A 12,665-nucleotide genomic window follows, 5' to 3' on the forward strand; every position below is an offset into this window, starting at 1 on the left:
TTTGCTCAACATTGAGCATTGTGAATAACTACTATGATACCACAATAGAAAATGCTTTCAACTGGTCTTTTCACTTTTCTTGAAGAGAGAGTGTCAATAACAATTATTGAAAGAAATTTTTTTGCTGAAATACTGATTAGACAAGCAACAGTTGGTCATCCTTTAGCTCGGTTCCGCTATTTTTATGGAAGAGCTCCATCAGTTCATTAACAGTTAAATTTTGTTTCTTTTCAGCATCGATATCTACAACGATATTTCCTTGATGAAGCATAATCAGACGATTGCCGTAGCGAATAGCATCCTCCATGTTGTGGGTGACCATAAAGGCGGTCAACTGCTGTTCTTTTATCAGTTTGTCTGTTAACTCCATAACGGTAATTGAGGTTTTAGGGTCCAACGCTGCTGTGTGTTCGTCCAGAAGAATCAACTCAGGACGAATTAATGTCGCCATCAATAGAGTGATTGCCTGCCGTTGCCCGCCTGAAAGCAGACCGATTTCAGCGGATAGCCGATTTTCCAAATTTAGATTCAGCTTTGCCAGCTGTTCTTTGAAAAACTGACGGTCATTTTTTCGAACACCGTTGCCCAGCCCGCGTTTTTGCCCGCGTTTCATTGCCAAAGCCATGTTTTCTTCTACAGTCAGCCGAACGGCAGTCCCCATTTTAGGATCTTGAAAAACGCGGCTGATTTGTTTCGAACGGGCGGCGACTTTTTGCTTTGTGATGTCTTTTTTATTCAGCAGCAGACGGCCTTCTTCAATGGGCAGCGTACCGGCAATACTATTCAAGAGAGTTGATTTTCCTGCTCCGTTTCCGCCGATGATAGTAATAAAATCTCCCTTACTGATGGTTAGATTGATGCCCTTCAATACGTGGTTTTCATTAATCGTTCCTCGTTCAAAATATTGATGGAGGTTTTCTATAGTCAATACAGGTTCCATTAACGGGTTCCTCCTTTTTTAGACAGTTTTAGCTTTTTCTGAACAAGCGGTGAAGACAAGCAAATAACTAAGATGAAGGCAGAAAACAGCTTAAGATCGGTAGGGTCTACATTAAGCTCGAGAACACAAGCTAGAATGAAACGATATAAGACAGCGCCAATAACAATCGTTCCAATGCCGGAATTCAAATCGGCAAAGTTATTATTTTGAACGAGCAGAGCGCCTGCTAGAGCAATACAGCCGTTAGACAGCATATAGCCAATCATTTTCATTCCGTCAGTATTAATACCGTTCGCCTGACTCATTTCAATGTTGTCGCCGGTCGCCCGAGTTGCCAGCCCCGCTTCCGTTTTAAAGAATAGGGTAAGCAGTCCAATCACAACAGCAACTACCAGAACACCAACTACAATCACACTAATCGTTTTCTCCAGCCCCCAGTTTTGAGCCTGCGTGAAGATTGTTTCTGTCCCTAGCAGAGAGATATTTGGTGCACCCATAACACGGGCATTAATACTGTAAAGACCCGTCATCGTGATGATGCCGGCAAGCAGTGCAGGGATTTTTAATTTCGTATGAAGAAATCCTGATGTTAAACCGGCTAATGCGCCGGCGATAAATGCAAAAATAAGTGCAAAGACAGAAGGGGCGGCTGGATGAATATCTAAAATCGGCACAAGCACCTTTTGGAGCTTGTAGAGTAATGTATCAGTTTCAAAGCCTTCGCGAATGCGCACCATGGTGAATGCAGCAACAGCTCCTCCTAATGGAAAGCTGCCTTCTGTTGTTAAATCAGCAATGTCAAGGATTCGATAGGTTAGAAAAACACCAATAGCCAGCAAGGACCATAATAATCCTTGAGATGTGGAGGAAAGGAAAATATTCAGCAAAAAAATCAACTTCTTTCAAATGAGTTTTGACAAGAACTAGCTGGAAGCGGCGGCTGGTTTTCCGCTTCCGTCTGTTCTTATTTGTAGTAACACCGCTATTTAGGTGTTTGAATACTATCTGGATCAATTCCCAGCGCTTCAGCCATTTCTTTGTTGACAACTAATTCTAGGTCATCTGCACTTTCTACAGGCATAGAAGCCGGTTCTGCTTCACCTTTGAGAATTTTAGCAGCCATTACCCCTGTCTGTTTACCAAGGGAATGATAGTCGATACCAATTGTTGCCAATCCGCCTTCAGTAACCTGATCGATGGAGGCAGGAACGATTGGAACTTTCAATTCTTTAGCAACCTCGCCGATAACTGCTGAGGCAGAAGCAAAGGTATTGTCAGTTGGAATATAAATACCGTCCACGTCTTTTGCTAAGCTGGTTGTTACCTGCTGCACATCATTAGTAGAGTTGGCTGTCAGGACTTTCGTTGCGACGCCGGCTTTTTTTAATGCAGCCTCAGCTAAATCAGCTTGAATTTTTGAGTTAGGCTCACCAGCGTTATACATAATGCCGATTGTTTTTGCGTCAGGAACAATACTCAACAGCAGTTCAATTTGCTTGTCGATTGATACCATATCTGTAGTACCAGTGATGTTGCCGCCAGGTTTATCATCAGAAGCGACTAGTTTGGCACTGACTAAGTCGGTAACTGCAGTAACTGTAATAGGAATATCGGTTGTTTCACTGGCAAGAGATTGGGCAGCTGGAGTTCCAATTCCCAGCAGTAAGTCCGGTTTTCCTTTTATTAGCTTTTCGCTCATGCTTTTCAGCTGTGCTTGATCGTTTTGAGCATTGCTGTAATCAAGGGTGAGGTTTTCACCTTCTTTAAAGCCGTTTTCTGCCAAGCCTTCTTTGAAGCCTTCATACGCTGCATCCAGAGAACCATGCTCCACAGGCTGCAGCACACCCACTGTTACACTGTCTTTGCTGCTCGAGGCGCCGCTGTCTTTTTTACTGCCTCCGCAAGCGCTAAGAGTTAGTAATGCTGCTGTCAGAATACTTAAACGAATCCATCTTTTTTTCATTGTATAGTCCCCCAATTTTCTTTTGTGTATTGATTTAGTGTTAAAGTGATAAAACAAAAACATCCATTTAGACAATATGTCTAAATGGATGTCGAGAATCATAAGAAATATACGCTTCTATTCATTAGCCACTTAGATTTATTGTCTACGCGGCTGTTTGCTCATCGCAAAGTTCTCTAGCCATCATAGATACAAAAACGAATTTGCCGTCTGTACCCATGAAGTATGAATACAAACCTATCTAAAATAGCTAAAGTAGTAACTATTCAATTGTGCGTGATTTGATATATTCGTCATAGGAATTCTCCTCCGCTTGATTGAATTGTTCTTAGTATATACAGCGAAAGAAAAAAAGTCAACAGATTTTTAGAATTTTCTGACGATTCTACCGGTTTAAATATGCTAAAATAGAAGGATGAGAAGCATCACTTAATGATGAGGAGGAAAATTATGAAACAACACTATCACGGCAGCTGTCAATGTGGAAAAATCAAGCTTACAGCAGCTGTCCAGTCTCTTGAAATGGGTCTTTGTCATTGCCGAAGCTGTCGAAAAATGAATGCGGGTCCAGTGTTCATTTTAGATGCTGGATTTGGAAAAGACATTCTATTCGAAGGGCTAGAACATATTACTGTGTATTCATCCTCGGAAAGAATGGAGAGAGGCTTCTGTAGTCATTGTGGAACCACGGTGTATTCAAGATTGGTTCAGCCGGACTTCTATGAAATTCCAGTAGATATATTTGATAATTTGCCGGAAAACGAACTGACAATAAGCAAGGAATTTTTTTGCAGCAGTCAGCCGGAATACTATCATTTTGTAGAAAAGGGTCAGAGGTTTGAGACATTTCCTCAATAACAGTTGAGATTTGAATTATCAGCGGGAAAATTTTTAATTCCATCTTTCTGTTTGGGGCAAATATGATATACTAATTTAGAAAAAACAAAAACATAAAGGGAGATTGTATTAGCATGAAAAGAAAAGTGTGGTTAGTTACGGGGTTATTATTTGTTTCTGTAGGTTTGATGGGTTGCGGCAGTAATGGGGATAAGGCAGAAACATCAAAAAGCAGTACTGAAAAAACAAGTGAAGTAAGTTCAGAAGAATCATCTACTGAAGAAACAACAGACGAAGTAAAAGAGTCTTCATCAGAAGAAGCGGATGCCTCAAATGAAATAGATGTGAAGAGCTATACTGCTGATAACGGAGAGGCTTTTGAATACGGATTGCTGGACCGCTGGCAGGAATTCGATGATATCCAATCTGTGAATCCGGCAGCTAGTTTTGCTTTTACAAATGGAAGCAGCGCAGTTGCAGCGATTTTCAATGACAAGGGTGATGTGGCAGACTATGCGACTTTCAAAAACCTGGTAGTTGAACAAATGCAGCAGACAACAGGTGTGACTATTACTTTTGAACCTACAACAATGAATGATATGGCTGGTGATAGAGCTAGTTTTGATGCAGAGATTCAAGGGATTAAACTGCATTATGTGATTTATCTGCTGGAATCTGATCAGAATTATATTCAGCTGTTAACATGGTCTATGCAAAGCAAGTTTGCTTCAGAAGAAAAAGTGTTGGAAGAAGCAGCGCATACCTTCAAAATGGTTAAATAAAACTAAAAATCAAGCCGGAGCAGCTAATTCTCAGCTGCTCCGGTTTTTATGGTGTATCGATGCTGAAACCCCTTGACTTTTACTATAGAAAGAAGTAGAATATGTAGATGCAAAAACTATCTAAAAAATGATAAAGCAGAAACGAAATATTGTCCGTTTCGGTTTTAAATAGGGAAACAAAAGTAGAAACACTTGATTTTTTTGATCATGGCGACATTCTATTTTTGGTTTTTTTTTGCCTAAAAACCGCAAAAAATGCTTTCTGTTACATATATTTAATATTTGTAACTTAAATGAAATTTTAAAAGGTAGAGTTTTGACAGACTTATATCTAGAGGGGTGAAGAGCTTGGCTGGACACGTAGTAAAATACGGAAAGCATCGCGAACGTAGAAGTTTCGCACGTATCAGTGAAGTGTTGGAATTACCAAATTTAATTGAGATCCAAACAGACTCTTATCAATGGTTTTTAGATGAAGGGTTACGTGAAATGTTTGAGGACATTCTGCCGATTGAAGATTTTCAGGGAAACCTGTCCTTAGAGTTTGTAGACTATGAATTAAAAGAACCTAAGTATACTGTAGAAGAAGCGCGTGCACATGATGCCAATTATTCAGCGCCGCTGCATGTTACGTTGCGTTTAACAAACCGTGAAACTGGAGAAATCAAATCTCAGGAAGTATTCTTTGGTGATTTTCCTCTGATGACTGAGATGGGTACCTTCATCATCAATGGTGCTGAGCGTGTTATTGTTTCTCAGCTAGTCCGTTCTCCTGGTGTTTACTTCCATGGAAAAGTGGATAAAAACGGTAAAGAAGGTTTTGGCTCTACAGTAATCCCTAACCGCGGTGCGTGGTTGGAAATGGAAACTGATGCAAAGGATATTTCCTATGTACGTATTGACCGTACACGTAAAATTCCATTGACTGTTTTAGTCCGTGCGTTAGGTTTCGGCTCGGATGATACTATTTTTGAAATCTTCGGCGAAAGCGAAGGCTTAAGAAATACAATCGAAAAAGATTTGCATAAAAATGCGAGTGATTCCCGTACAGAAGAAGGCTTAAAGGATATCTACGAGCGTCTTCGACCTGGTGAGCCAAAGACAGCTGACAGCTCGCGTAATCTGTTGACAGCCCGTTTCTTTGATCCAAAACGTTACGATCTGGCAAATGTAGGTCGTTATAAAGTAAACAAAAAATTAGACTTGAAAACACGCCTGTTGAACCTGACTCTTGGCGAGACATTGATTGATGCTGAAACCGGTGAAATTCTGGTTGAAAAAGGCACAGTTCTAACTCATCAGGTAATGGAAACGCTTGGCGAACATATCGATAACGGCTTGAACAGTGTAACTTTCTATCCAAGTGAGGATGGAGTTGTTACTGAACCAATGACCGTTCAAGTGATTAAAGTAGAGTCGCCAAAAGATCCAGAACGTATTGTCAATGTAATTGGCAACGGCTATCCAGATACAAGCGTGAAAACCGTTCGTCCAGCTGATATTGTTGCATCTATGAGTTATTTCTTTAACTTGATGGAAGATATCGGTAATGTGGATGACATTGATCACTTAGGAAATCGTCGTATTCGTTCTGTTGGCGAGCTTTTACAAAATCAGTTCCGTATTGGTTTGGCTCGGATGGAACGTGTGGTTCGTGAAAGAATGTCGATTCAGGATACTGAAACACTGACACCACAGCAGCTGATTAATATTCGCCCAGTTGTGGCAAGTATCAAAGAATTCTTTGGTTCTTCACAGCTGTCACAGTTTATGGATCAGACAAATCCGCTTGGAGAATTAACGCATAAACGTCGTTTATCTGCCTTAGGACCTGGTGGTTTGACTCGTGACCGTGCTGGTTATGAAGTGCGGGACGTTCACTATTCTCACTATGGCCGTATGTGTCCGATTGAAACGCCGGAAGGTCCGAATATCGGTCTGATTAATAGTCTGTCAAGCTATGCGAAAGTAAATAAATTTGGTTTTATTGAAACACCGTATCGCCGTGTAGACCGTGCAACTGGTCAGGTAACTGATCAAGTTGATTATCTAACTGCTGATACAGAGGATCACTACATTGTTGCACAGGCCAATTCATTGTTAAATGAAGATGGTACTTTTGTAGAAGATTTAGTAATGGCTCGCCTGCAAAGTGAAAACTTGGAAGTAACTGTAGATAAAGTCGATTACATGGATGTATCACCGAAACAGGTAGTTGCAGTAGCGACTGCATGTATTCCTTTCTTAGAAAACGATGACTCCAACCGTGCTCTAATGGGAGCGAACATGCAGCGTCAGGCAGTACCTTTGATTCAGCCTCGTTCACCATTTGTGGGAACAGGGATGGAATATAAAGCAGCCCATGACTCTGGAGCAGCTTTGCTTTGTAAGCATGATGGAGTAGTTGAATTTGTTGATGCTTCTGAAATTCGTGTCCGCAGAGACAATGGTGCTTTAGACAAATATATGGTAACAAAATTCCGCCGTTCTAATTCTGGAACGAGCTACAATCAGCGTCCAATCGTTCTTTTTGGCGAAAAAGTTGAAAAAGGCGATACGCTGGCTGATGGACCATCCATGGAAGAAGGAGAAATGGCTTTAGGACAAAACGTTCTAGTCGGCTTCATGACATGGGAAGGGTACAACTATGAAGATGCGATTATCATGAGTCAGCGTCTGGTTAAAGACGATGTTTATACATCTATTCATATTGAAGAATATGAATCAGAAGCTCGTGATACAAAATTAGGACCTGAAGAAATTACTCGTGAGATTCCAAACGTTGGTGAAGACGCGTTGAAAGATCTTGATGAGATGGGGATTATCCGTATTGGTGCAGAAGTTAAAGATGGTGATTTACTGGTGGGTAAAGTGACGCCGAAGGGTGTGACTGAACTTTCAGCCGAAGAACGTCTGCTGCATGCAATTTTTGGTGAAAAAGCCCGCGAAGTTCGTGATACTTCTCTGCGCGTGCCTCATGGCGGCGGCGGAATTGTGCATGATGTGAAAATCTTTACCCGCGAGGGCGGCGATGAGCTTTCTCCAGGTGTGAATATGCTGGTGCGTGTCTATATCGTTCAGAAGCGTAAGATTCACGAAGGAGATAAAATGGCCGGACGTCACGGGAATAAAGGGGTTGTTTCCCGTATCATGCCGGAAGAGGATATGCCTTTCCTACCAGACGGTACACCGATTGATATCATGCTGAACCCTCTAGGGGTACCATCTCGTATGAATATCGGGCAGGTATTAGAGCTTCACTTAGGGATGGCAGCCCGTCAATTAGGTATCCATGTAGCAACACCTGTATTTGATGGTGCAAATGATGATGATGTTTGGGAAACAGTTCGTGAAGCCGGTATGGCAAGCGACGCAAAAACTGTTCTTTATGACGGACGTACAGGTGAACCATTTGATAACCGTATTTCTGTCGGTGTTATGTATATGATCAAGCTGGCCCACATGGTCGATGATAAACTGCATGCCCGCTCTATTGGACCATATTCTCTTGTTACGCAGCAGCCTCTGGGTGGTAAAGCTCAGTTTGGTGGACAGCGTTTCGGTGAGATGGAGGTTTGGGCGTTGGAGGCTTACGGAGCAGCGTATACCCTTCAGGAAATCTTGACTTACAAGTCTGATGATGTAGTTGGACGTGTGAAAACGTATGAAGCAATCGTTAAGGGCGAACCAATTCCAAAACCAGGTGTACCGGAATCATTCCGTGTACTGGTAAAAGAACTGCAGTCCTTAGGGTTGGATATGCGCGTTTTAGATATTGAGGAGCAAGAGATTGAGCTGCGTGATATGGATGACGACGATGATGATTTGATTACTGTTGATGCGCTGACAAAATTTGCTGAGCAGCAATCTGCCAAGCAATTAGAGAAAGAAGCAGCTGCAGCTAAAAAAGAAGCAGAGGCTGATGTTGTTCAAAGTATTGAAACAGCAGAAGACAGAATCGATTAGTCGTTAGGTCGACTGAATAAGCGTAAGAAAGCATCAGCTGGTGTTCGAACGAACAACCAGCTGATGAAAAGATAAATTTATCATCTGGCTTTATGAGCTGATGTTATTGAGTGGCATCTTATTGTTTTTCTTGATTACTCAGCTTTTCTTAACTAAGAAATGGAGGGAACCCCTTTTGATCGATGTAAATAAATTCGAGAGTATGCAGATCGGTTTAGCTTCACCTGAGAAGATCAGAAGCTGGTCTTATGGGGAAGTAAAGAAACCCGAAACGATCAACTATCGTACTTTAAAGCCTGAACGTGAAGGCTTGTTCTGTGAACGTATTTTCGGTCCTACTAAAGACTGGGAATGTGCTTGCGGGAAATATAAACGTATCCGTTATAAAGGCATCGTCTGTGACCGATGCGGCGTAGAGGTTACTCGTTCTAAAGTGCGCCGTGAACGTATGGGTCATATTGAATTGGCGGCACCAGTATCACATATCTGGTATTTCAAAGGTATTCCTTCTCGTATGGGACTTGTTTTAGACATGAGTCCGCGTGCTTTAGAGGAAATTATCTATTTTGCATCTTACGTAGTAATTGATGCTGGAGATACCGGTTTAGAAAAGAAACAATTGCTGACAGAACGTGAATACCGTGAAAAACGCGATCAGTACGGACAAGGCTTCTCTGCTGCAATGGGTGCTGAAGCAATCAAACAATTGCTGGACAATGTTGATTTGGACGGCGAAGTTGCAAGTCTGAAAGAAGACTTAAAAACAGCGCAGGGACAAAAGAGAACACGGGCTATTCGTCGTTTAGATATTATGGAAGCTTTTCGTTCATCTGGTAATCAGCCGAGCTGGATGGTTATGGATGTTATTCCAGTTATTCCACCGGATTTGCGTCCAATGGTTCAATTGGAGGGCGGTCGTTTTGCAACGAGTGACTTAAACGATTTGTATCGTCGTGTTATTAACCGTAACAATCGTTTGAAACGTCTGCTTGATTTAAATGCGCCAAATATCATTGTTCAAAATGAAAAACGTATGCTGCAGGAAGCTGTTGATGCATTAATCGACAACGGACGCCGCGGCAGACCAGTAACTGGACCAGGTAACCGTCCGCTGAAATCTCTTTCTCATATGCTGAAAGGGAAACAAGGTCGTTTCCGTCAGAACTTACTGGGTAAACGTGTTGACTATTCCGGTCGTTCCGTTATCGTTGTTGGACCAAACTTGAAAATGTATCAGTGTGGTCTGCCGAAGGAAATGGCGATTGAGCTGTTTAAACCGTTTGTTATGCGTGTTCTGGTTCAACGGGAAATCGCAACAAACATTAAAAATGCAAAACGTAAAATTGAGCGCGGTGAAGATGAAGTTTGGGATATTCTGGAAGAGGTTATCCAAGAACACCCAGTTTTACTTAACCGGGCACCTACACTGCACAGATTAGGTATCCAAGCCTTTGAACCGGTTCTTGTTGAAGGTCGTGCTATTCGTCTTCACCCGCTAGTTTGTGAAGCCTATAATGCCGATTTCGATGGAGACCAAATGGCGGTTCACGTACCGTTGAATGAAGAAGCACAGGCTGAAGCGCGTATGCTGATGCTTGCGGCACAAAACATTTTGAACCCGAAAGATGGAAAACCAGTTGTAACGCCATCTCAGGATATGGTCCTTGGTAACTATTACCTGACAATGGAAGAAGAAAACCGTGAAGGGGAAGGTATGGTCTTCCGCGACATGAACGAAGCTGTTCTTGCATGGCGCAATGGCTATGTCCATCTACATTCGCGGATTGGCGTTCAAACAACACTGCTTGGCGACAAACCATTCACTGACTGGCAAAAAGAACGCTTGTTGATTACCACTGTTGGTAAGATTATCTTCAATGAAATCATGCCGATAGAGTTCCCTTATCTGAATGAACCGACAGATTATAACCTGACTGTTCAAACGCCGGATAAATACTTTGTAGAAGCTGGAACAGATATTCCGGCATATATTAAAGAGCAGGAACTGATTTTGCCGTTTAAGAAGAAAAATCTTGGAAATATCATTGCAGAAGTATTCAAGAGATTCCATATTACTGAAACCTCTAAAATGCTTGACCGTATGAAAGACTTGGGTTATAAACATTCAACACATGCCGGAATTACAGTAGGAATTGCCGATATCATGGTTCTCCATGAAAAGCATGACATTATCGATGCTGCCCATAAACAGGTAGAAACGATTACGAAACAATTCCGTCGTGGTTTGATTACAGATGATGAGCGTTATGAACGTGTAATTGCAGTCTGGAACGGTGCTAAGGATGATATCCAGCTGAAACTGATGGAAAGTTTGGATGCGAAAAATCCAATTTTCATGATGTCGGATTCAGGAGCCCGTGGTAACATCTCCAACTTTACTCAGCTTGCTGGGATGCGTGGATTGATGGCTGCGCCAAACGGACGTATCATGGAATTACCGATTATCTCTAACTTCCGTGAAGGCTTATCTGTCTTGGAAATGTTTATCTCTACTCACGGAGCCCGTAAAGGGATGACCGATACAGCACTGAAAACGGCCGATTCAGGTTATCTGACTCGTCGTTTAGTAGATGTTGCGCAGGACGTAATTATCCGTGAAGATGACTGTGGTACCGATCGTGGTCTGCAGATTGCTGCAATCAAAGAGGGCAATGAGATTATTGAAGCGTTGGAAGAACGTTTACTAGGACGTTACACACGTAAATCTGTATTCCATCCAGAAACGGGTGAGTTGATTATTGGTGAAGATCAATTAATCTCTGAAGATACTGCTAGAGAAATTGTTGATGCTGGTATTGAAACAGTAACTATCCGTTCTGTCTTTACATGTAATACCAAGCATGGTGTATGTAAGCATTGTTACGGACGTAACCTTGCTACTGGCTCAGATGTTGAAGTTGGGGAAGCAGTCGGAACGATTGCTGCTCAATCTATCGGTGAACCAGGTACACAGCTTACAATGCGTACCTTCCACACGGGCGGGGTTGCCGGTGACGATATCACGCAAGGTCTGCCTCGTGTTCAGGAAATCTTTGAAGCCCGTAATCCGAAAGGTCAGGCTGTAATCACAGAGGTTACTGGAGATGTTATCGATATCTCTGAAGATCCTGCAACACGTCAAAAAGAAGTAACAATTAAAGGGAAAACAGATACGCGTACGTATACTGTTCCATATACTGCCCGTATGAAAGTGGCAGAAGGCGATATGATTCATCGTGGAGAACCGTTGACAGAAGGTTCTATTGATCCCAAACAATTACTGCAGGTGCGCGATGTACTTTCAGTAGAAAACTACTTGCTGCGTGAAGTACAGCGTGTTTACCGTATGCAAGGGGTGGAAATCGGCGATAAGCATATTGAAGTAATGGTTCGTCAAATGCTGCGTAAAGTTCGAGTAATGGATCCGGGTGATACAGATATCCTTCCGGGTACCCTGCTGGACATCGCTGAATTCAAGGATCGTAACTATGACACCTTAGTGGCCGGCGGCGTTCCTGCAACAAGCCGTCCAGTACTGCTTGGTATCACGAAAGCCTCTCTGGAAACAAACAGCTTCTTGTCTGCTGCGTCCTTCCAGGAAACAACTCGTGTATTAACAGATGCTGCGATTCGTGGTAAGAAAGATCCTCTGCTTGGTCTGAAGGAAAATGTTATTATTGGTAAGATCATTCCTGCTGGTACAGGGATGGCTCGTTACCGCAACATGGAGCCTAAAGAAGTCAAAGTGGCTAGTGAGAATGTTTACAGTATCTCTGATATTGAAGCACAAATGGCTGCAGAAGATGCATTGAATGACTTAAATAAATAATTAAAAAAGGGAGTGGGACAATAGTCAGAAGAAAATCTGATTATTTTCTCACTTTTTTAATTTTAGGGTACACAAAAAGCACGCAACCGTGTAAGATTAAAGTGACTAAACCAAATCAAAAGGAGCGTGCTTTTATGTTTAAAGATTATACCATTAATCAAACGATTTTACCATTAGAGTTGGAACAGTTTATTCCTGAAACGGATGTCGCTTTTGCGGTTAATGCCTTAGTCGAAGCCATGCCGCAAACACTCTTTAATAAATTAGAAGAACAATTAGGCCGACCGGCCTACCACCCGAAGATGCTATTAAAAATTATTCTGTATGCGTATACTCAGCGTGTCTTTT

8 protein-coding genes are annotated in these 12,665 nt (G+C 42.1%); 5 read left to right on the plus strand and 3 right to left on the minus strand.

The features are described 5' to 3' along the window. Positions 1-136: 136 nt before the first annotated feature. From ACYSNQ_RS17245 to ACYSNQ_RS17255, 3 genes are all read right to left on the minus strand, one after another. Complete coding sequence (locus ACYSNQ_RS17245) at positions 137-940, minus strand: ABC transporter ATP-binding protein (RefSeq protein ID WP_426084809.1); 804 nt, start codon at positions 938-940, stop codon at positions 137-139. Beyond that, complete coding sequence (locus ACYSNQ_RS17250) at positions 940-1,836, minus strand: ABC transporter permease (protein ID WP_426084810.1); 897 nt, start codon at positions 1,834-1,836, stop codon at positions 940-942. The genes ACYSNQ_RS17245 and ACYSNQ_RS17250 overlap by 1 nt, the downstream gene beginning before the upstream one ends. Before the next feature lie 86 nt (positions 1,837-1,922). Then, positions 1,923-2,903 (minus strand): ABC transporter substrate-binding protein, encoded by a 981-nt coding sequence (locus ACYSNQ_RS17255; RefSeq protein WP_426084811.1) that lies wholly within the window; start codon positions 2,901-2,903, stop codon positions 1,923-1,925. A gap of 450 nt (positions 2,904-3,353) precedes the next feature. Between ACYSNQ_RS17255 and ACYSNQ_RS17260 the strand changes: the two genes are divergently transcribed. From ACYSNQ_RS17260 to ACYSNQ_RS17280, 5 genes are all read left to right on the plus strand, one after another. After that, complete coding sequence (locus ACYSNQ_RS17260; RefSeq protein WP_426084812.1) at positions 3,354-3,761, plus strand: GFA family protein; 408 nt, start codon at positions 3,354-3,356, stop codon at positions 3,759-3,761. A 113-nt stretch (positions 3,762-3,874) separates the two neighbouring features. After that, positions 3,875-4,522, plus strand: a complete 648-nt coding sequence (locus ACYSNQ_RS17265) for a hypothetical protein (RefSeq protein WP_426084813.1) — start codon at positions 3,875-3,877, stop codon at positions 4,520-4,522. 348 nt (positions 4,523-4,870) lie between these two features. Then, positions 4,871-8,488 carry a DNA-directed RNA polymerase subunit beta gene (gene rpoB, locus ACYSNQ_RS17270; RefSeq protein WP_426084814.1) on the plus strand — a complete coding sequence of 1,206 codons (3,618 nt, stop codon included), beginning with the start codon at positions 4,871-4,873 and terminating at the stop codon, positions 8,486-8,488. Positions 8,489-8,663: 175 nt separating this feature from the next. Beyond that, a complete protein-coding gene (gene rpoC / locus ACYSNQ_RS17275) occupies positions 8,664-12,317 on the plus strand; it encodes a DNA-directed RNA polymerase subunit beta' (protein ID WP_426084815.1) in 3,654 nt (1,217 codons plus the stop codon). A gap of 134 nt (positions 12,318-12,451) precedes the next feature. Next, positions 12,452-12,665, plus strand: a 214-nt coding sequence (locus tag ACYSNQ_RS17280; protein ID WP_461731384.1) for a transposase, incomplete at its 3' end; no start/stop codon positions are given.

The organism is Enterococcus sp. LJL51 (assembly GCF_054871795.1).

Bases quoted from the DNA above. Each gene is read 5' to 3' on its own strand.
- ACYSNQ_RS17245 (WP_426084809.1), bottom strand. From the start codon at position 940: ATGGAACCTGTATTGACTATAGAAAACCTCCATCAATATTTTGAACGA.
- ACYSNQ_RS17255 (WP_426084811.1), bottom strand. From the start codon at position 2,903: ATGAAAAAAAGATGGATTCGTTTAAGTATTCTGACAGCAGCATTACTA.
- ACYSNQ_RS17265 (WP_426084813.1), top strand. From the start codon at position 3,875: ATGAAAAGAAAAGTGTGGTTAGTTACGGGGTTATTATTTGTTTCTGTA.
- ACYSNQ_RS17260 (WP_426084812.1), top strand. From the start codon at position 3,354: ATGAAACAACACTATCACGGCAGCTGTCAATGTGGAAAAATCAAGCTT.